Genomic DNA, 21,311 nt, shown 5'->3' on the forward strand with positions numbered 1-21,311 from the left:
TCGCCTTGGCATTTTTAGCGCCTGTGAGATCGAGCGCCGCCCGCGCGGCGCTTCGCGGGGCAAGCCCGCTCCTACATCTGTTTCGGGCCAATTATTCCTGTTTCCATTGGCGCGCGGTCCCTTGTTGGTACGACGCAATATCGTGTCATGTGCCAAGGGTACGCGCGGCAATGGTGGCAGGAGATACTGGCCCGAAACAGATGTAGGAGCGGGCTTGCCCCGCGAAGCGCCGCGCGGGCGGCGCTCGATCTCACAGGCGCAAAAACTCTATCGTCGGACCCATCGCCCCCAACACAAAATCCACATAGAACATATTAAACAAAACACTAAATAACCATCCCGCATAATTAGCTTAGAACCACAAAGCCTTTCACAACCCCCACCACCGCGCGCTAACGTCGCCATCAACAGTCCGACCCCACACCTGGCGGAGGCCGTCCACACCGACCTAAACCCACAGGTATCATCCATGAGCAAGCGACAGATCCACCTCGGCGCCATGATCCACGGCGTCGGTCACGGCTGGGGCGAATGGCGCCACCCCGAGGCACTGGCCGATGCCAGCGTCAACTTCGGTTTCTACAAGCAACAGGCGCAACTGGCCGAAGCCGCCAGGTTCGACTTCGCCTTCATCGCCGACAGCCTGCACATCCACGCCCGCTCCAGCCCTCACTACCTCAACCGCTTCGAGCCACTGACCATCCTCTCGGCACTGGCGGCCGTCACCGAGCACATCGGCCTGGTGGCCACGGTCACGGTCAGCTACACCGAGCCCTTCCAGGTCGCCCGCCAGTTCGCCTCCCTCGACCTGATCAGCGGCGGCCGTGCCGGCTGGAACGTGGTCACCTCGTGGCTGTCGGGCACCGCCGACAACTTCGGCAAGGCCGAGCACCCGGCGCACGCGGTGCGCTATCGCATCGCCCGCGAGCACGTCGAGGTGGTCCAGGGCCTGTGGGACTCGTGGGAAGACGACGCCTTTACCCGCAACAAGCAGAGCGGCGAATTCTTCGACCCGGCCAAGCTGCACACACTCGGCCACCAGGGCGAGTTCTTCAAGGTCAAAGGCCCGCTCAACATCCAGCGCTCGCCCCAGGGCCAGCCACTGATCTTCCAGGCCGGCGTCTCGGAGGACGGCCGAAATTTTGCTGCGCAGAATGCCGATGCGATCTTCGTCAACCCCGAGTCGTTCAGCGATGCCCAAGCCTATTATCAGGACCTCAAGCAACGCGCCGCAGCCCATGGCCGCAACCCTCAGGCGCTGTTCATCCTGCCGGGCATCCGCCCCATCGTCGGCCGCGACGAAGCGGAAGTCGAGCGCCGCTACCAGCAGGCAGTCGAGCTGGTGAGCATCGAGGACGCGTTGGTCGCCCTCGGCCGCCCGTTCAACGACTATGACTTCAGCCAGCATGACCTGGATGCGCCGTTCCCCGACCTGGGCACGCTGGGCGACAACAGCCACAAGGGCACCGCCGACCAGCTCAAGCAACTGGCGCGCGACGAGGGCCTGAGCCTGCGCGCGGTGGCGCTGCGCTTCTCGCGACCTCGGCGGGACTTCACCGGTACCCCGGAGCAGGTTGCCGATGCCTTGCAGAAGTGGTTCGACAACGAAGCCGCCGACGGCTTCATCATCAACTCGCTGCTGCCCGACGGCCTGCAGTACTTCACCGAGCTGGTGGTGCCCCTGCTGCAGGCCCGCGGCCTGACGCGCAGCGAATACACCGGCAACACCCTGCGCGACAATTTTGGCCTGAGCGTACCGACCAACCGCAACACCCTGCGTCGCGAACAGGCCGCTGTCGCCTGAAAACGCCCCGATTGAAAAGGAGTTCCACTGCATGAGCCTCGAATTCATCGGCCTCATCGGCCCCCAGGAAAGCAGCGAATCACAGGCCCCACGCGGCCCGCTGGTTGACCTGGCGTTCATCAAGGCCTTCGCCCAGGCCCAGGAATATGGCGGTTTCGACAAAGCCTTGCTGGCGGTCAACACCAGCGCGCCCGACTCGATGATCCTGGCCAGCTATGTCGCCGCGCTCACCGAACGCATCGGCCTGCTGGTGGCCCACCGCCCCGGTTTCCAGGCACCCACCTTCGCCGCCCGGCAGTTCGCCACCCTCGATCAGCTCAGCGGCGGCCGCGCCTCGATCAACGTGATCACCGGCGGCGACAGCGGCGACCTGCAACGTGACGGCGACTTCCTCGACAAAGATGCCCGCTACGCCCGCACCGACGAATACCTGGATGTGCTGCGCAACACCTGGACGCAACAGCAACCGTTCGACCACCACGGCGCGCACTATCGGGTCGAAGACAACCTGACTCTGGTCAAGCCGGTGGGCCAGTTGCCGGTGTACTTCTCCGGCGCCTCGGACGCTGCGGTAGAGGTCGCGGCGAAGCACGCCGACGTGTACATGATGTGGGGTGAGCCGCTGGAGCAGGTGCGCGAACGCATCGCCCAGGTGCGTAAGGCCGCCGCCCGCTACGGGCGGGAAAAACACATCCGTTTCAGCCTGTCGTTGCGGCCGATCCTGGGGGCCACCGAGGACGAAGCCTGGGCCCGCGCCGAGCGCATCCTGGCCGACGCCCAGCAGCGCATCGGCATACGCCAGGGCAACCGGCGCGAGAAGAACTTCGGCAAGAGCAATATCGGCTCCGAGCGCCTGGTCCAGCTGGCCAGCTAACGCAAGGTGCATGACACCCGGCTGTGGACCGAAATCGCGGCCTTGGGCGGTGGCGCCGGCAATTCCACCTCGCTGGTGGGCACCCCGGAGCAGGTGGCCGAGGCTGCACTGGCGTACTACGAGTTGGGGGTGAGCACCTTCCTGTTCCGTGGTTTCGACCAGCTGCGTGATGCCGTGGAGTACGGGCAGTCGCTGATTCCGCAGATTCGCCAGCGCGTTGAGCAACGGGAGGCACAACGCACGACCCGCTCGGCCTAGATCCCCTTCGCCTGCCCAAGCGCCGCCTGCGCGGCGCATCGCGAGCGCTCGCGCCTACCGGGGTATATACGCCCCCTTCGTAGGCGCGAGCGCAGCTCGCGATGCGCCGCGCAGGCGGCGTTCTATTTACACCAAAAAATTAACTTTGCGCATTTAACAGCCTACTAATTATTCTTACATTACATAATTAAGTTAGAACCAAAAAGACTTTCACACCTTGTTGAAAGTCCATTAGGTTCTACTTACCGACCCCCAACATGGCGGAGGCAAATGGATTGTGCCAGCCGCCGTCGAGCCCTTCTCCAGGGCAGCCCACCCGTTGCGCACATCCGGACCTTACCTTCTCGGAGCACGCGACATGGGATTGTCCCGTAGAGATCTGATCACCCGCCTCGCCGCCATTGGCGGCTACTCGGCGGCCCTGGGCGCACTGGGCAACAATGCCCTGGCCGCCACCTTCGAACCCCTGCAACTGGCCGCCAACGGTGGCAACGGCAAGCGCGTGGTGATTGTCGGCGCCGGTATTTCCGGCCTGGTATCGGCCTACGAGCTGCGCAAGGCCGGCTTTTCCGTCACCGTCCTCGAAGCCCGCGAGCGCGTCGGCGGCCGGGTCTGGACCCTGCGCCACGGTGACCGTATCGAACACAATGACGGCAGCGCACAAACCGTCGAGTTCGACCCGGGCCACTTCTTCAACGCGGGCGCCGCACGCCTGCCCAGCCACCACCTGACCATCCTCGGCTATTGCCGCGAGCTGGGCGTGGAGCTGCAGGTGCTGGTCAATAGCAGCCGCAACGCCCTGGCCCAGCCCGACCTTGCCCGCCCACCGCTGCTGCTGCGCCAGGCGGTCAACGACACCCGCGGTCACTTCAGCGAACTGCTGGCGCGCAGCGTCAGCCGCAACAGCCTCGATGCCGAGCTCGACAGCGGCCAGCGCAAGGCCTTGCTGGAGTTTCTCAAGGTCTATGGCGACCTCGACAGCCAGCAGCAATATCGCGGTTCGGTGCGCGCCGGTTACACACGCTTTGCCGGTGCCGGCGACCAGACGCCGGTGCAGCGTCAGCCGGTACCGCTGGACCAGCTGCTGGACAGCAACCTGTTGCTGCCACTGGTGTTCGACGAAATACCCGAATTTTCCTCGACCATGTTCCAGCCGGTGGGCGGCATGGACCAGATCCCCAAGGCCTTCTACCGCCAGGTCAAGGACAGCGTGCGCCTGGGCGCCGAGGTGCTGGGGGTGGAGACCGGCGAGCAAGGTGCCAAGGTGGTATGGCGCGACCGCAAAAGCGGCAAGCAACACGTGGAACAGGCCGATTACGCCATCGTCACCCTGCCCCTGCCGCTGCTGGCGAAACTGCCGAACAACTTCAATGCGCCGTTCAAGCAAGCCATCGCCAGCGCCGAAGGCGACAAAGCCAACAAAGTCGCCTGGCAGTCACCGCGCTTTTGGGAAACCGACTTCCAGATTTACGGCGGGCTCAGCTACATCAACCACGAGGCGCGCACCCTGTGGTACCCCAGCGACCACCTCAACAGCGCCCAGGGCGTGCTGGTAGCTACCTACAACACTGGCGCCGTAGCCCAGCAGTTCGCTGGCAAATCGCTGCAGGCACAGATCGCCTCGTCGCGCCAGGCGGTGGAATCGCTGCACCCCGGCCACAGCCACAAGCTGGGCCGGCCGGTGGTGGTGAACTGGTCGAAGATCCCGTTCAGCGAAGCGCCATGGATCGTTCACGACGAAGTTGCCCAGCCTGGCTACGACGTGCTCAACCAACCCCAGGGCCGCACCTGGCTGGCCAGCGATGCCCTGGCCCATGGCGGGGTCGGCATCTGGCAGAACAGCGCCGCCGAATCCGCCCGCCGGGTGGTGGGCCTGATCGCTCGCCATGCCAGCCATTCCACCCGCGGCGCCGCCGCCTGACCTGCAAGGAACCTCCCATGCCTCGTCTTCTTCTGCTTGCCGGAGTACTCATGTCGCTGACCCTCACTGCCCACGCCGACGGCATCAAGCGGGTCGCACCCGCCGGCTCGAATTTCCCCATCTCGCAACTGGTCACGGTACCGGCCGGCAGCCAGCTGACCTTCGTCAGCGGCACCTTGCCGGACGTCGCCGACCCCAAGGCGCCCAAGGGCAGCATCGCCGCGCTGGGCAACACCGAAACCCAGGCCCGCTCGGTGCTGAACAAGCTGCGCACGGTATTGCGCAGCCAGGGCCTGGACCTGGGCGATATCGTCCAGCTGCGGGTGTTCCTGGTGGGTGACCCGGCCAACGGCGGCGCCCTCGACTTCGCCGGGCTGCAAGCGGCCTACAGCGAATTCTTCGCCACTGCCGAACAACCCCGTACCCCGACCCGTACCGCCATACAGGTGGTGGCCCTGCCGCTGCCCGGCGCGCTGGTGGAAATCGACGCGATCGCGGCCAAGGCGCCGTAAGCGCGCCCGCCCTGCCAGACAAGGAACTGCGTGCATGAAGCAAGCGTTAAAATCTGCCCCGTTTTTCAGCGTGGCCCTGGTCGCCGGGTTGCACACCGCACCGACCTTGGCCGAAGAATCCGCCGTCCAGGCCCTCGGTACAGTGATCGTCACCGGCAACCGTGGCAGCGAAAAGCGCACCGTCACCAGCAGCCCGGTGCCCATCGACGTGATCAGCGCCAAGCAGCTGCAGGAAACCGGCAAGCCCGGCCTGATGGAGGCCCTCAGTGCCAGCGTGCCGTCGCTGACCCTGCCGGAAAAGACCGGCTGGGACGCCAGCGGCATGGCCCGCGCGCCAAGCCTGCGCGGGCTCAATGCGGCCCAGGTGCTGGTGCTGGTGAACGGCAAACGCCGCCACACCAGCGCCACCCTGAACATCAGCGGCATCAACGCCGGTGCTGCGCCCAGCGACCTCGACCTGATCCCGATCAGCGCCATCGACCATGTCGAAGTGCTGCGTGACGGGGCGGCAGCCCAGTATGGCTCCGACGCCATCGCCGGGGTGATCAACGTGATCCTCAAAGCCGACACCAGCGGTACTGCGGTGAGCAACGTCGGCCAGGGTTACGACGGCAAGAAACAGACCGTGCAGCAAAGCCTCAACAAAGGCTTCGAGATCGGCCGCGACGGCGTCCTTCAGCTGGCGCTCGACGCCCGCAGCCAGAACGACGACAACAAGGCCAGCGCCAACGGCTACAGCCAGGCCGAAGCACTGGACCGTGCGGGCAAGGTCACCTACGGCGGCTATGGCACACCGAAGATCAACCTGCTGACCCTGGGTTACAACGCCGAGCTGCCGCTGGAAGATGACCTCACCCTGTATTCGTTCAGCACCTGGTCGTACCGCAAGGCCGAGCAAGGTCAGAACTTCCGCCTGCCGACCATCGTCAACACCATCACCACCGGCCCCAACGGTCGCCCGTCCGGCTACACGCCCACCTGGTACATCGAGGAATACGATTACCAGGCGGCATTCGGTGCCAGGGGCCTGGCCGGCGACTGGGACTGGGACCTGTCCAGCACCTACGGGCGCAACCAGGCCAAACAAGGCACCTGGAACAACCAGAACCCGTCGCTGGGCGAGGCCACGCCCAACCATTTCGAATCCGGTACCTGGGTCAGCTCGCAGCTGACCAGCAACCTCGACCTGCACCGCAGCTTCGAGGTGGGGCTGGCCAAGCCACTGGACTTCTCCTGGGGCCTGGAGCAACGGCGCGACACCTACCAGGTACAGGCCGGCGACTGGGCCAGCTGGGCGGACGGCGGCTACTGCGCGGCGCCCGGTAACTGCGCCGCGTCCGGTGCCCAGGTCACCAACGGTATTTCCCCCGCCGAGGCCGACAGCGCCAGCCGCAACAGTTACGCGGGTTATGTGGATGTCGGTTTCAACCCACTGCCGCAATGGTACTGGGGTGCGGCCCTGCGCTATGAGCATTACGATCGCGGCATCGGCGCCACCCGCAGCGGCAAGCTGACCAGCCGCTACGAGCTGACCCCGGAGCTGGCGGTGCGGGCCACGGTGAGCAACGGCTTCCGTGCGCCGTCACTGGCCAACAGCCTGTTCAGCGCCCGCTCCACCACCTACGGCGTTGTCGACGGCGTGTACCAGTCGATCAACTATGGCGTGCTGCCGGTGGACTCGGCCGCTGCCCAGGCCTTGGGCGCCGAACCCCTGAAGCCGGAAAAGTCGACCAACTACAGCCTCGGCCTGACCTGGCAACCCAGCGAGCGCCTGGCCTTCACCGCCGACGCCTACCTGATCAACGTACGCGACCGCATCACCCTCACCGGCACGCTGCTTGGCTCGGAGGTGACCCAGACCCTGCTGGCCAACGGCATCGACTCGACCTCGGGCGGCCAGTACTTTACCAACGGCGCCGACACCCGTACCAAAGGCCTGGATCTGGTGGGCAGCTACGACCATGACCTGGGCAGCGCCGGCACTGTCAAATGGACGGCAGCCTTCAACTGGAACGACACCGAGATCCTCGCCTACAAGGACAGCGTGAACATCCTCGGCACCTCTTACGAGCTGATGAACCGCCAAGCGCGCAATTTCCTCACCGATGTGCAGCCGCACACCAAGCTGATCCTCGGCGGCAACTGGCGCCTGGACCGCTACCGGGTCAACCTGGGGCTGACCCGCTACGGCTCATGGCGCGAAGTGAACGCCGCCAATGACCGTTCGCTGGACCGCGAATACAAGGCACGCTGGATCACCGACCTGGATGTGGGTTACCAGTTGACCAAGGATTTGGAACTGGCGATCGGCGCACGCAACCTGTTCGATGTGTACCCCGAGCGCCAGGCGCCGAGCAGCAAGACCATGACCAAAGGGTATGGCGCCTATTCGCCGTATGGTTTCACCGGGGGATACTACTTCGGGAGGCTGACGTACAACTTCTGAGATGGCCGGGGGCCGCAACGCGGCCCCCGGTGATTTACTGGCTGAACCGCGGAAGCGGCAACCCCAGGCTCTCGCGCAACGTGCTGCCTTCATAGGCCGTACGGTAAACCCCACGTTCCTGCAGCAATGGCACCACCTCCTCGGTAAACCGGCGGAACTGCCCCGGATGCCCGATGTAGATATTGAACCCGTCCAACGCCCTGGACTCGAACCACTCGGCCATCTTCGCCGCCACCGTTTCAGCCGACCCCACAAACGCCCCGGGCCGTAACTGACGGCCGAACTCGACCGCCTGGCGCAGGCTGAAGCCCTTGTCCCGGGCCTGGTCGGCGATGCGCTTGGCGTTGGTGAAGAAGCTGCTGCGGGCGTATTCCAGGCTCTGCTGCGGGAACGGCGCGTCGAGGTCGTACTGGCTGAAGTCATGCCAGCCGAAATTGCGCCCGAACTCTTTCAACGCCAGTTCGAAACTGTGGTCAGCCTGGTGGTAGTGACGTTCGATCTCGCGGGCGTGCTCATCGGTGTCGCCCACGTAGATTTCCGCCCCCGGCAACACCAGCACCTGCTCCGGATCACGCCCCAAACGTGCGGCGCGGCCCTTGATGTCGCGGTAGAACGCCTGGCCTTGTTCAATGCTGGCGGCATGGGTGAACACCACGTCGGCGGTGGCCGCGCCCAGGTCTCGACCCTGCTCGGAGTCACCGGCCTGGAAGATCACCGGCTGGCCCTGTGGCGAGCGCTGGATGTTCAACGGCCCGACGACGGAAAAGTGCTCGCCCTTGTGCGCGAGATCATGCAGTTTGGCCGGGTCGAGGAAACGGCCGCTGGCCCGATCGCGGGGGAACGCATCGTCTTCATACGAATGCCACAGCCCCTGCACCACCTGCACATGCTCCTGGGCGCGGGCGTAACGGGTGTCGTAGTCGTAGTGCTCGTCCAGCCCGTAGTTGCCGGCGGTGCCGGCATCACCGCTGGTGACCACGTTCCAGCCGGCGCGGCCCTTGCTGATCAGGTCCAGCGAGGCGAGCCGGCGGGCGACGTTGAACGGCGCGTTATACGAGGTCGTCAGGGTGCCGACCAGGCCGATATGGCGGGTGCTGACCGCCAGCGCTGAAAGCAGGGTCAGCGGCTCCAGACGGTTGAGGTAATGCGAGGGCGAGCCGGGCGTGATGAACTGGCTGTCGACGATGAATATCAGGTCGAACAGCGCAGCTTCCGCCTGGCGGGCGATGTCGATGTACCAGTCGATATTGACGCTGGCATCGGCGGGCAATTCGGGGTCGAGCCACAGGTTGTGCCGGCCCGGGCCACCACAGCCCATGGTCAGGGCACCGAGTTTGATCTGTCGTTTACGCATGGTTAAGTCCTGATCGGTGGATGCGCTCGTTTGCAGGCGCGGGAAGCTGGCGTTTCAGTTGCCGCTGATGGCCGCGCCAAACGAGGTGTCGAACAGGTTCGCGGCCGGGTACGCCTTGATCAGCCCAAGCCCGGCGAAGAAGTCCACGGTCTTCTGTGCATCGACAAGGACCTGCGGGTTCAACGGTGCCAGGTCGGTACGCGCGCGGGCGAACCAGGCGCGGGCAATGTCGCCGTCTGCGCGGGTACGCTGAGCCCAGGCATCGGCGTAGGCCTCGGTGTTGGCCGGGGCGCTCAGGGTCCAGTCACGGGCCTTTTTCAGGCGCTGCAGGAAGTCAGCGATCTGGGCACGCTTTTGCTCCACCGACGTGCTGTTGGCCACCACGAAGCTCTGCGCCGGGATCACCCCTTCAGCGGTGGCCAGCACGCGGGCGCCCTGGCGCTCCTGTTGGGTCACGTAAGGTTCCCAGGTGGCGATCACGTCCACCGAACCCCCGTCCAGGGCGTGGGAGGCGTCCAGTGCGCTGAGATAACGCAGTTCCAGCGCATCGCGAGGTACCCCGGCCTGGTCCAGGGCGCTGAACAGCAATTGCTGGCTCCACGACCCTTTCCAGATCGCTGCGCGCTTGCCACGCAGGTCCTGCAGGCTGTTAATGCCGGAGTCCTTGCGCGCCAGGATGGCCACGCCTTGCAGATTCTGCCGGCTGACCGCGATCACCTTGATTGGCGCCCCCAGGGCACCCAGGAACAGCGGCGGCGCATCGCCCAGCAGGCCGATGTCGAGGCTGCCGACATTGAGCGCCTCGGCCACGGGCGAGCCTGCGGTGAACTGCTTCCATTCCAGCGTATAAGGCAGGTCGTCGAGCACCCCGGCCGCTTCCATCACCGCGCGGGCGTTGTAGCTCTGGTCGCCGACCACCAGGGTCTGAGCGGCGGCGGCAAGGCTGAAAGTGGTGGCCAGCAGCGTGGCGGCCAAGTGTTTGATGTAGCGCACGTTCGTCTCCAGATACCCGTTCGGGGCATGTGAGGCGATCCGCGCGTGCGGTCTCGTCTTGAATTATTTATAGCCCGAAGGCATTAGCTTTTAGTTTTTTATAATCTATAGCGAGTACTGAGGCCTGTGAAATGCACAATAGGCATATCCTCATGCCTTCAGGGTAACGCCATTTCAAAACATAACCGCGCAGCTGTAAATGCATTATTTGCATATTAGCTTATTATCATTTTGCATTTTGCGAATAGATTCCAGGTTTGTTAGGGTTAACTGAAACCTGTAAGCCGAGCCTGAACCATGAGCCAGAACCCGCGCCCGGAGCGCTTGCGCCGTTTCATCGACCGCCTTGCCGGGCTGCTCGATCAGCAACCCGATGAAGCGACCCTCCTCGACCATGGCCAGCGCTTGCTGGCCGAACTGGTCGCCCATGATGACTGGCTGCCAGACGACCTCGCCCAGCCCGACCCGCAGCGCTACCAGCAGTACCTGCTGCACTGCGATTCGCGTCAGCGGTTCTCGGTGGTGAGCTTCGTCTGGGGCCCTGGGCAGCAAACCCCCATCCACGACCACCGGGTCTGGGGCCTGATCGGCATGCTGCGCGGTGCCGAGCTTGCCCAAGGCTTCGCCCGTGACGCCAACGGCGGGCTGACACCGGAGGGCCCGGCGGTACGCCTGGCGCCCGGCCAGGTGGAAGCGGTATCGCCGCGTATCGGCGACATCCACCAGGTCAGCAATGCGTTCGCCGACCAGGTTTCGATCAGCATCCACGTCTATGGCGGCAACATCGGTGCGGTTAAACGCGCGGTATACGCCGCGGACGGCAGCGAAAAACCGTTTATCTCCGGCTATTCCAATACCCGCCTGCCCAACATCTGGGACCTGTCCAAAGAGAGCCCTGCCCAATGAGCACCGTCACTACCCGCCGTTACCACGACATCCGCCGTGCCTTGCTGGCCCGGGAAGAACTGGCCTTGATCGACGTGCGCGAGGAAGACCCGTTCGCCCAGGACCACCCGCTGTTCGCGGCCAACATTCCCTTGTCGAAACTGGAGCTTGAAGTGTTCGACCGGGTACCGCGGCGTGATACCGCCATCACCGTCTACGACGACGGTGAAGGCCTCGCGGCCGTCGCGGCACAACGCCTGTTGGCCCTGGGCTACAGCGACGTGGCCGTGCTCGAAGGCGGCCTTGCGGGCTGGCGCGCGGCCGGTGGCGAGCTGTTCCGCGATGTCAACGTGCCGAGCAAGGCCTTCGGCGAACTGGTCGAGAGCGTACGCCATACCCCGTCGCTCGCCGCTGAGCAGGTGCAGGCGCTGCTGGATGACAAGGCCAACGTGGTGGTGCTCGACGCCCGCCGCTTCGACGAATACCAGACCATGAGCATTCCCGGCGGCATCAGCGTACCTGGCGCCGAGCTGGTGCTGCGCGTGGCCGAGCTGGCACCAGACCCGGCTACCCAAGTGATCGTCAACTGCGCCGGGCGCACCCGCAGCATCATCGGCACCCAATCCCTGGTCAACGCCGGCATCCCCAACCCGGTGGCAGCCCTGCGCAACGGCACCATTGGCTGGACCCTCGCCGGCCAGCAACTGGCCCACGGCCAGGCGCGCCGCTTCGCCAGCGTCAGTGACACGACCCGTGCCAACGCCGCACAGCAGGCCCACCGCGTGGCCGAGCGCGCCGGTGTGCTGCGCCTCGACCGTGCCGGGCTGGCCAACTGGCAGGCCGAAACGTCCCGCACCACCTACCTGTTTGATGTGCGCACGCCTGAGGAATACAGCGCCGGCCACCTACCTGGTAGCCGTCCGGTGCCCGGCGGGCAACTGGTGCAGGAAACCGACCATTTCGCCAGCGTGCGCGGGGCGCGCATCGTGCTGGTGGACGACGACGGTGTGCGCGCCAACATGAGCGCTTCGTGGCTGGCTCAGATGGGCTGGCAGGTGGCGGTACTCGACGGCCTGACCACGGCGGACTTCAGCGCCAGCGGCGACTGGCAGCCGCAACTGCCGGCATTGCCCGAGGCCCGCGAGGTCACCGTCGAACAACTGGCCAGCTGGCTGGAAGCGCAAGGCACTGTGCTGCTCGATTTCACCACCAGCGCCAATTACGTCAAGCGTCATATCCCAGGCGCCCATTGGGCGATCCGTGCGCAGCTGGCTGAAGCACTGGAGCGCCTGCCGCAGGCCAGCCGTTACGTGCTGACCTGCGGCAGCAGCCTGCTGGCACGCTTCGCCGCCCAAGACCTGCAGGCCCTGACCCGCACCCCGGTGTACCTGCTCGAAGGCGGCACCACCCGCTGGATCGCTGCCGGGCAAGCGCTGGAAAGCGGCGAGCGCCACCTTACCGTGCCACGTAGCGACCGCTACCGACGCCCCTACGAGGGCACGGACAACCCGCGCGAGGCCATGCAAGGCTACCTGGACTGGGAATTCGGCCTGATTGCGCAACTGGAGCGCGACGGCACCCATGGGTTCAAGGTGCTCTGAACCTGACCACGCGACAACGATGATAGCCGCGCGTCCACGTGGCCCGGAGTGGTTCCACCGCCCAGCACGTGGCTCACGGCGCTTTGCCCCCAACCCGCATGGTCAAAGCCGTTGCAGCCAAGAGCATCACACCACTGGCGATGAACGTCGCCTGATAACCCATATGGTCGTAGAGCACCCCACCCAGAGTAGCGCCCAAGGTGATCGCCAATTGAATCACCGCAACCATCAGGCCGCCCCCCGCTTCGGCATCTTCAGGCAGCATCCTGGCGAGCCAGGTGAACCACCCAACGGGCGCACATGTGGCAATCAGACCCCAGGCGCCCAACAGCACCGCCGTCGGAACCAGCCAGGAACCCGTAGCGATCACTGCGAAGGCAATGGCCGCCATCAACAGTGGAATGCCAAGCAGTACCCTGGGCAGATGCCGACCTACGAGCGATCCGACCATCATCGTGCCGAGCAACCCTGCAACACCGATGATCAGCAGAAGTAACGAAAGTGTCGGCACGTCCACTTGGGTGACCGTTTCCAGGAAGGGCCGCAAGTAGGTGAACAGTGTGAACTGCCCCATGAACAGGAACCCAACCGCGGCCATACCAAGCGCAACCTTGGCGTTTGTCAGCAGCCGCAGAGATCCAGTGGCAGCACCCGTCGTTCGCTCACTCGGCATCGATGGCAATGTGAATGCTTGCCAGATCAATGCCAGTACGGCGAGCGGCACGACACAGAAGAACGCGCCCCGCCAGCCGATTACACCACCCAGATAGCTGCCTACCGGCGCAGCGACGGCCGTGGCCAAAGCAGTCCCCCCCTGCATCACGGCAATGGCCCTGGGCACAAGCGCGTCAGGGGCGATGCGCATCATCACGGCAGTCGACATTGACCAGTAACCGCCAATCGCAACGCCCAGTATTGCCCGCCCCAACATCAACACGGTGTAGTTCGGAGCAAAGGCGACGAGCGCACCTGAAACCAGCATCAAGGCTGTGGTGCCCAACAGGACGGGCTTGCGATCAACGCCCTGGGTCATCGATGCCAGCAACAAGCTGGTGATCACGGCGAAAAAGCCCGAGATGGCAATGGCCTGCCCGGCCTGACCCTCTGTCAGCGACAGGTCCGAGGCGATAGGCGTAAGCAGGCTCACGGGTAGAAATTCGGACGCAACCAGCGCAAAGGCACAAAGGGACATTGCCAGGACGGCGCCCCAGACGTGGCGGCTGGCACGCGGGGCTGACAGGACTGTGCTACTCATAAGTATTCTCGAATCTGACAAAGGCAACGGATTGCCATCATCCCAGCCCGAAAATCAGGATCAGTAGAGCAATCTGCCGGTTTTCTTGCCTGATCGTCCAAGTGGCTGTCCAACGTGATGGACAGCGCCAAGTGCAGAGGCTTAGAGTTTTTCCAGAATGAACGGGATAACGAGCCATGAACGCGCCGATCGCTGACCCTACCGATGCTGCACCCTTGCAGTCGCTGCGCAGCATCATCGCCCTGCACACGCCAACGCCCGGTGATTTCAGGACGAGAATCGATGATCTCGCCGTCTACCGACGCGATGTACCTTGCCCACCTGTGACCTGCATGGTGGAGCCGAGCGTGGTCCTGGTGGCACAGGGGGCCAAGGAAATGGTGATTGGGGGGGATGGCTACCCCTACAACGCGGAACGTTTCCTGATCACATCGCTGAATCTGCCGGCGCACTCCTCAGTGACAGCAGCGTCCCCGGACGCGCCGTGCCTGGGGCTTGTGTTCAAGCTCGACCTGCGGACGCTGGCGGAGCTAATAGCGCAGGATGTGCGGTTACCTGCCGCAGGCAAGCCTGTAGAAGGCAGCGCGGGCGTGGGCACCTTGACCCCGCAACTTCTGGCCAGCTTCGGGCGGCTCGTCGAGCTGCTTGAAGAGCCCGAGGCCATTCCAGTGCTCTGGCCATTGATCCAACGAGAGATCCACTACCGCCTGCTCATGAGCGACCAGGCGCCGCTGCTGCGCCACATCGCCTCTGTCGGCAGCAAAGGGCATCGCATAGCCAAGGCTATCGACTGGATCAAGCTCAACTATGCGTCGCCGCTGCGCGTGGAGGATCTGGCGTCACGCGTGCAGATGGGGACGTCGACATTTCATCAACATTTCCGGCAGCTGACGGCAATGAGCCCGTTGCAGTACCAGAAATGGATCCGGCTCAATGAGGCGAAGCGGCTGATGCTCAATGAAAACCTTGACGCCGCCACTGCGGGCTTCAAGGTGGGTTACGAAAGCCCGTCGCAATTCAGCCGTGAGTACGGCCGCCAGTTTGGCACGCCGCCGAAACGCGACATCGCCGATTTGCGCCGTGGCGCCAGTAGCGACTGACCTCTTCACTTACTCTTTGCAGAAGCATCTGGCGAAACACGGCAAAGGTTTCTGGCTAGTCTTGTTGCAGGCGCCCACCGTCGCGCTTGCCTACATCTATTTTCACCACAGGAGACAAAGTCTTACTTCATTCAGGCTATTTTTTGAATGAATCGAAACGAATAGCCTGCAACCACTTTTCAGACTCTGGAGTCAGCGCTCATGAAGGCCGTCGTTTACACCCAACCCGGTTTGCCTATCCAAGACCCGCAAGCGCTCTACGACGCCGAGTTGCCTACGCCCAAACCGGGTGCCCGGGATCTGCTGGTTGAGGTCAAGGCAATTGCCGTAAACCCGGTGGACACTAAAATCCGTGCAAGCCGTGGGGGTGAGCAGCCGCAGGTGCTTGGCTGGGATGCTGTCGGCGTCGTCCGCGAGGTAGGCGCTGACGTGACATTGTTCCAACCGGGCGATGAGGTGTTCTACGCCGGCGCCATTGATCGCCCTGGCACCTACAGCGAGCTTCACGTAGTCGATGAACGCATCGTTGGGCACAAGCCCCGGAGCCTGGATAACGCCAGCGCTGCAGCCTTGCCGCTGACCTCGATCACCGCATGGGAGTTGCTGTTCGACCGCCTGGGCATTGACGAAAATGCAGGCAAGGGTCAGAGCCTTCTGGTGGTTGGAGCTGCCGGTGGTGTCGGTTCAATCCTGATTCAGCTTGCCAGCAAGCTCACGCAGCTGACCGTCATCGGCACTGCCTCACGGTCTGAAACCCAAGGCTGGGTGAAAGAACTGGGCGCCCATCATGTCATCGACCATTCCCAGCCGATCCCCCTTCAACTCAAAGCGCTCAAGCTCGAGCCAGTCGACTATGTGATCAGCCTGACGCACACCGACACCTACCTTGCCCAGCTGGTTGAAGTGCTCCGTCCACAAGGCAAGCTCGCACTGATCGACGATCCCGCGCAGTTGGATGTCATGCCACTCAAGCGCAAGTCGCTGTCGTTGCACTGGGAGCTGATGTTCACGCGTTCGCTGTACCAGACCGAGGACATGATCAAGCAGCACCAACTGCTCGACCGTATTTCGCAACTGGTCGATGAAGGGGTTCTCAAGACCACCCTCGGCGAGCATTTCGGTGCGATCAACGCCGACAACCTCAAGCGCGCCCATGCGGTGATTGAAAGCGGTAAGGCTCGGGGCAAGATCGTGCTGGAAAATTTCTGATCGTAATTTCAGCGTCGAACCCGCACTGCGGTGAGAACAGCGTTCACCAGCCCATCCAGCCAGTGCTGGTGGACACTGATCACCACGCACCTTGCTGGGCGACATCCTGAACGCTGGCATGGGCTTCCTTATGGTGATGACCCGCTTGCTCGAAAACGAGTTCCGGTCTTGGAATTCTCACGATGCCAGGCCATTGGCAATGGGTTCAAGCCCACTGGTCAGTGCCTTGGAACAGCCCTGCTCCGCCGAGCCTCCATGCCTATACACACAATAAGGAGGTCGTGGTCATGATTGATCCAACAACAGGCATGAAGACCGGTGAGCGTTACGCCGTAGAGAACGTGGAACGTGCTCATCAGTTTCCAGGTTTCTTTCTCGATGGAAAATACTACCTCGGCCCCGAGTTGCTGACTGCCGTAGGTTGGCTGGAGGGTGACCGGTTCATTTACGACAACCTCGATGCTGCAGGCGAACCGGTCTTTCCTGATCGCGTAGCAGGACACATCCGTGACCTGACACTGACCCTGGTGGATGAAACAGTCTTGAAGCTGTCCAGGCTGGAAGTCAGCGCCACGGTTGACAACGCTCAGGCTGCTGACCAATCGCCCACCGATGCGGCGTTGAACCGCAACCGCTACACGGTGCAGCCTTCCGAAGATCTGCTCGCCCCACCCAGTGCGCGGCAACGCATGGACGCGGTCGGCCTTACCCAGAAGGACACGGTACCGTTAATGCTGAGTGCGGCCGTTATCGGCTTCCTGACCGGGTTGGTCATTACCCATGCACAACGCAGGCGCCGCTGAGGCCATTGTTAGCCAGCGCTGCAACCTGTTGATTTAACCTTGGCTGCGATAGCTGCGCGGTGTCATGCCCAGCTGTTTTTTGAAGGACTTGGAGAAATGGGCGGAGTCGGCGAAGCCCCAGCGGGCGCCAATGTCGGTGATCGAACGGTGCCCACAGGACGGGTTGCGCAGGTCCTGGGCGGCCTTGAGCAACCGCTCGCGCAGGATGTAGCGGCAGACGCTGTCGCCGCTGGCTTCGAACAGGCGATACAGCTGGCGGCTGGAAATGCCCAGTTCTTCAGCCAGGGCTACCGGCGTCAGGCGTGGCGAGTCCAGGCGTTGCAGGATCAGCGACTGCACTTCGTGCAAATGCAGGCCGGGCGAACTGTCGCGCGCCCGGTATTCCAGCACCGAACCAAGCAGCCCCACCAGCGCCGCCTGCAGCCCGTCGCCGTCCTCCGGGCAAGCCCACTGTTCGAGTTCGCCCTCGGCCACCTGGCGCACCAGCGTCGCCAGCAACTGGCCGCAGGCGCCGGCGGTGGAAAGCTTGCCGAAACGGCTGGCGTCCAGGTTTTTCAGGCGCTCACGAGGCACGTGGATGGACACGTGGGAGAACAACCCACGAGGCACCATCTTCATGGCCTGCGCCGAGTCCAGCAAGGCCATGTCGCCTTCGCGCAGGTCCATCACCCGGTCGCCCAGTTCGATGGACATTTCCCCTTGCTGCTGTAACACAAGGAAACAATGTGAATCGCCGTCACGCGCAGCCTCGCGCCCTGAACGGGCAATTGCATGGGCATTACTACGGATGTGAGCAACCTGCGTGGTGCCCAGCAGCGAGGGGCGCAGATCGCCGATGAAAAGGCTCTGGCACTGGTCGTAGCGCGTTTCGAAGCGCCCGCATACTGCGTGGACACTCGCGTTCCAGACAGACATCGCTTGACCGTTCATGGTCCACCTCTAGCTAAGCACGCGCCATATTAGTGCAATTTTCACGTGATTTTGGGTAACAAAAAGACGGAATTTAATAGCGCAAGCACATACCGTGCCACATTGCCCATCGCGGCTTGAGGCCGGAGCGGCGTTGCCATGCGGGGAAGGTCTGGGCCTTTTATCAAGGAGTCATGCTTGATTTCCAACCACTACGAACTTCAGCTTTCTCTAACCAGGCTGCATCCCTCACAGCTTCGGTAAAGTCACCGCGCCGCTAATCGACTCGCGTTTACCCGCCTGCTGCGAACGCAATACGGCAGCACCGTAAATCGCCAGCACGCTGATCGAGCAGGCACCGGAGAACAGCAGCACCGCGGTGTAGCCGTAGGCTTCGATCAGCAGGCCACCGACTGCCGGCCCCACCGCCGCGCCGATCGACAGGCACAACGCGCCCAGGGCCACCAGGCGGCCCGACAGGTCGAACTCGGCCATCACGCCGAAGGTATAGGCCAGCACGAAGCTGATCGAGAACAGGAAGCACATCACCCCGGCCACATAGGTGGTCAGCGAGTCGAACTGCGCCAACAGCACCAGGCCCGCCACCTCGGCCGCGATGATCACGGCCACCGGCAGGAAGCGCCCAGCCTTCAGGCCGATCGACGAGGCGATGAAGCCGCCGCCGGCATTGACGATGAAGCCCAACGCCAGCACCGAGCCGATGGTGTCCGAAGCCAGGCCGCTCTTCTTGCCCATCAGTTCCAGGAACGCCCATACCGACATGATGCCGGTCAGGAACACTAGGCTGGCAAGCAGGCTCAGCCAGGCGATGGTCCGGCTCTCGCGGCACACCGGCGCCCCGCCAGCGCGTGCTTCCAGCTGCCGTGTGCTGCGACTCGGTACCCACGGCAAAGGCGCTACGCCCATCAGCAGCAGGCTGATCACCAGCGTCACCAGCATGCCCTGAAAGCCCCACAGCGGCGCCACCGCGACCGGCAGCACAATCAGCAGCAAGGCGCCGGGCACGGTCTCCATGCCCAGCTTGAAGCCGAAAGCGCGCTCAGGTTGCGCGCTGTCGCCGAAAATGGTCATCGCCAGGGCATACAACGCACCGGTACCGGCCCCCGCCAGGGCCATGAGCAGCATCAGCGTTTCGTACGTGGGGTTACCCAGCATGCCGGCCAGCGCAACCGCTACCAGCACCGACGACAGGGTAGAAATCACCCGCCAGCTCAGGCGCTGGATCCACAGCAGCGAGGCCAGGCCGAGCACACCGAAACCGAGGTTCATGGCCATGGCCAGGCTGCCCAGTTGCTGCTCGCCATAACCGAACTGCTCGGCCAGGGCGCCGAACAGCACCGGCAACACATTGAGCAGCAGCGCCCCGCCAGCGGAAACCAGGCCAGCGCAGATGTACACGGAAGTCTTGTCAATCGGATGGGATGTTGTTGTTTTCATGGATTGATCCTGGATGGGAAGTGCGGGTGTACAGCGGTGTGACACGACCGTCCCTGGCTGATGCCTTGTAACGCCCCCAGTGTGCAACGCCCGAAGGCCGGCGGCATGTACGCCTTTGCCGGGCTTTTGGTCATGGCTGCCAGCGCAGCCGTCGCCAAAAATCCGCTGAAAACGCGCAAAGCCTCAGGCTAGAGAGCGCGGATCAATAGGGCCGCAGACACCCCGTCATTCCTGACCAATTCGGGATAGCCGCCCGCCCTGATGGGTTCCTAAGATCGGCGCCGTCGGCAGCGACCTTCGCAGCCGGCCCTCTTCCTCCGCCCCGAGATGAGCCATGACGACAACTACAAAAATCGACTTTCTCTACCTGTCCGAGCAGGACATGATCCGCGCCGGTGTCACCGACATGCTGGCCTGCGTGAACACCATGGAGCAGATGTTCGCCCTGCTCCACCACGGCGACTACCGCATGGCCGGGCCGAACAGCGACTCCCACGGCGCGATGATCACCTTCCCCAAGGATTCGCCCTTCCCCAACATGCCCAAGCCCACCGCCGACCGGCGCATGATGGCGATGCCAGCCTACCTGGGCGGCGGCTTCTGCACCGCCGGGGTCAAGTGGTACGGCTCCAACATCGCCAACCGCGAAAAGGGCCTGCCGCGTTCGATCCTGTTGTTCACCCTCAATGACCCGGACACCGGCGCCCCCCTGGCGCACATGTCGGCCAACCTGCTGTCGGCGTACCGCACCGGCGCCATCCCCGGTGTCGGCGCACGCCACCTGGCCCGCCGCGACGCGCGGGTGATCGGCCTGCTAGGCCCAGGCGTAATGGGCAAAACCACCGTGGCCGCGTTCATGGCCGTGTGCCCGCAGGTCGACACCCTCAAGCTCAAGGGCCGTGGCCAAAAGAGCCTGGAAGATTTCATCAGCTGGGTAGGCGAAACCTACCCACAGATCACCACCCTCGAAGTGGTGGACAGCATCGAGGACGTGGTGCGCGGCTCGGACCTGGTGACTTACTGCACCTCAGGCGAGACCGGTGACCCTTCCACCTACCCGCTGGTCAAGCGCGAATGGGTCAAGCCCGGTGCATTCCTGGCGATGCCTGCCGGCTGCAGCATCGACGCCGGCATGGAACAGGCCGACGTGCGCAAGGTGGTCGACAACACCGGCCTGTACGAGGCCTGGTTCGAGGAACTGCCCAAGCCCGCGCACAACCATGTGCCGCTGGTGGGTGTGCGCTTCATGGACATGATCGCCGAAGGCAGCCTGCCGGCCGACCAGCTGGAAGACATCGGCAAGATCGTCGCCGGCGTTGCGCCCGGCCGCAGCAACGACGAAGAGATCATCATCATGTCGGTGGGCGGCATGCCGGTCGAGGATGTGGCCTGGGGCACGGTGGTGTACCGCCAGGCGCTGGAACGCGGTGTGGGCGTGCGCCTGAACCTGTGGGAAAGCCCGGCGCTGAGCTGATTCATCCCTCCAACCCTAAGGACAATGCCATGCTGCAGATCACCAAACTCAAGACCGGTTCGAAATACGAGACCCTGGGCAGCTATTCACGCCTGGTGGCCGTGGACGACTGGATCTTCGTCTCCAACACCGCCGGGCGCAATCCGGCCACCGGCGAGATTCCCGAAGACCTCGAGGCCCAGACCCGCCAGGTGTTCGCCAACATCGAAGCGGCGCTGCATGCCGTGGATGCAACCCTGGCCGACGTGGTCTGCTCGCGGGTGTTCATCCAGAAGCCTGAGGATGTCGCCAGCGTGATGACGATTGTCGGCGAAGTGTTTCGCGGCATCGACCCGGCCAGCACCGTCACCTGCCCGCCCCTGGGCGCAACGGTCTACCGGGTTGAGCTTGAGGTGACCGCCTACCGCGGTGCCTCCCGCGCCACCCCCCAGCTGATCGACCTGTCGCGCTAGCCC

At 63.7% G+C, this 21,311-nt stretch carries 15 protein-coding genes and 2 pseudogenes; 12 read left to right on the forward strand and 5 right to left on the reverse strand.

Translation table 11 applies throughout. From position 1 onward, the window contains the following. Positions 1-469: 469 nt before the first annotated feature. The 5 genes and pseudogenes from APH28_RS20645 to APH28_RS20665 all read left to right on the forward strand — a co-directional run bounded on the left by APH28_RS20645 (position 470) and on the right by APH28_RS20665 (position 7,815). Positions 470-1,804: an LLM class flavin-dependent oxidoreductase gene (locus APH28_RS20645; protein ID WP_060512379.1), complete on the forward strand. Its 1,335-nt coding sequence runs from the start codon at positions 470-472 to the stop codon at positions 1,802-1,804. Between the two features lie 31 nt (positions 1,805-1,835). Beyond that, positions 1,836-2,936: pseudogene (locus APH28_RS20650) on the forward strand (LLM class flavin-dependent oxidoreductase). A 358-nt stretch (positions 2,937-3,294) separates the two neighbouring features. Then, positions 3,295-4,857 carry an FAD-dependent oxidoreductase gene (locus APH28_RS20655; protein ID WP_060512380.1) on the forward strand — a complete coding sequence of 521 codons (1,563 nt, stop codon included), beginning with the start codon at positions 3,295-3,297 and terminating at the stop codon, positions 4,855-4,857. A gap of 17 nt (positions 4,858-4,874) precedes the next feature. Continuing rightward, positions 4,875-5,369: a RidA family protein gene (locus tag APH28_RS20660; protein ID WP_060512381.1), complete on the forward strand. Its 495-nt coding sequence runs from the start codon at positions 4,875-4,877 to the stop codon at positions 5,367-5,369. 34 nt (positions 5,370-5,403) lie between these two features. Then, on the forward strand, positions 5,404-7,815 hold the full coding sequence (locus APH28_RS20665; protein ID WP_060512382.1) for a TonB-dependent siderophore receptor: 2,412 nt from the start codon (positions 5,404-5,406) through the stop codon (positions 7,813-7,815). 34 nt (positions 7,816-7,849) lie between these two features. On the opposite strand, the gene APH28_RS20670 is transcribed toward APH28_RS20665, so the two are convergent. Continuing rightward, complete coding sequence (locus APH28_RS20670; protein WP_060512383.1) at positions 7,850-9,169, reverse strand: LLM class flavin-dependent oxidoreductase; 1,320 nt, start codon at positions 9,167-9,169, stop codon at positions 7,850-7,852. A gap of 54 nt (positions 9,170-9,223) precedes the next feature. Continuing rightward, positions 9,224-10,162 (reverse strand): ABC transporter substrate-binding protein, encoded by a 939-nt coding sequence (locus APH28_RS20675; RefSeq protein ID WP_060512384.1) that lies wholly within the window; start codon positions 10,160-10,162, stop codon positions 9,224-9,226. Positions 10,163-10,459: 297 nt separating this feature from the next. Between APH28_RS20675 and APH28_RS20680 the strand changes: the two genes are divergently transcribed. After that, entirely contained in the window at positions 10,460-11,068 is a 609-nt protein-coding gene (locus APH28_RS20680) for a cysteine dioxygenase (protein ID WP_060512385.1), read from the forward strand. Then, the gene (locus tag APH28_RS20685; protein WP_060512386.1) at positions 11,065-12,648 is read left to right on the forward strand and encodes a rhodanese-related sulfurtransferase; all 1,584 of its coding nucleotides are present in this window, start codon (positions 11,065-11,067) and stop codon (positions 12,646-12,648) included. The genes APH28_RS20680 and APH28_RS20685 overlap by 4 nt, the downstream gene beginning before the upstream one ends. 73 nt (positions 12,649-12,721) lie before the next feature. Here APH28_RS20685 and APH28_RS20690 read toward each other — a convergent pair whose 3' ends face one another. Continuing rightward, positions 12,722-13,903 (reverse strand): MFS transporter, encoded by a 1,182-nt coding sequence (locus APH28_RS20690; protein WP_060512387.1) that lies wholly within the window; start codon positions 13,901-13,903, stop codon positions 12,722-12,724. A 176-nt stretch (positions 13,904-14,079) separates the two neighbouring features. Here APH28_RS20690 and APH28_RS20695 point away from each other — a divergent pair, with 176 nt between their 5' ends. The 3 genes and pseudogenes from APH28_RS20695 to APH28_RS28895 all read left to right on the forward strand — a co-directional run. Further along, positions 14,080-15,003 carry an AraC family transcriptional regulator gene (locus tag APH28_RS20695; RefSeq protein WP_060512388.1) on the forward strand — a complete coding sequence of 308 codons (924 nt, stop codon included), beginning with the start codon at positions 14,080-14,082 and terminating at the stop codon, positions 15,001-15,003. Between the two features lie 201 nt (positions 15,004-15,204). Continuing rightward, the gene (locus APH28_RS20700) at positions 15,205-16,212 is read left to right on the forward strand and encodes a zinc-binding alcohol dehydrogenase family protein (RefSeq protein ID WP_060512389.1); all 1,008 of its coding nucleotides are present in this window, start codon (positions 15,205-15,207) and stop codon (positions 16,210-16,212) included. A 287-nt stretch (positions 16,213-16,499) separates the two neighbouring features. After that, positions 16,500-16,826, forward strand: a pseudogene (locus APH28_RS28895) (short-chain dehydrogenase); the annotation flags it as partial. 222 nt (positions 16,827-17,048) lie between these two features. Here APH28_RS28895 and feaR read toward each other — a convergent pair. Together feaR and APH28_RS20715 are read right to left on the reverse strand one after the other, a co-directional pair. Next, complete coding sequence (feaR, locus tag APH28_RS20710) at positions 17,049-17,945, reverse strand: transcriptional regulator FeaR (protein WP_060512391.1); 897 nt, start codon at positions 17,943-17,945, stop codon at positions 17,049-17,051. Positions 17,946-18,173: 228 nt separating this feature from the next. Further along, a complete protein-coding gene (locus APH28_RS20715; protein WP_060512392.1) occupies positions 18,174-19,382 on the reverse strand; it encodes a sugar MFS transporter in 1,209 nt (402 codons plus the stop codon). 334 nt (positions 19,383-19,716) lie between these two features. Here APH28_RS20715 and APH28_RS20720 point away from each other — a divergent pair, with 334 nt between their 5' ends. Together APH28_RS20720 and APH28_RS20725 are read left to right on the forward strand one after the other, a co-directional pair. After that, the gene (locus APH28_RS20720) at positions 19,717-20,856 is read left to right on the forward strand and encodes a tyramine oxidase subunit B (RefSeq protein WP_060512393.1); all 1,140 of its coding nucleotides are present in this window, start codon (positions 19,717-19,719) and stop codon (positions 20,854-20,856) included. A gap of 29 nt (positions 20,857-20,885) precedes the next feature. After that, complete coding sequence (locus APH28_RS20725; RefSeq protein WP_060512394.1) at positions 20,886-21,308, forward strand: Rid family hydrolase; 423 nt, start codon at positions 20,886-20,888, stop codon at positions 21,306-21,308. Positions 21,309-21,311 lie beyond the last annotated feature (3 nt).

The sequence above is a fragment of the Pseudomonas sp. NBRC 111124 genome (assembly GCF_001320245.1).
Classification (GTDB): domain Bacteria; phylum Pseudomonadota; class Gammaproteobacteria; order Pseudomonadales; family Pseudomonadaceae; genus Aquipseudomonas.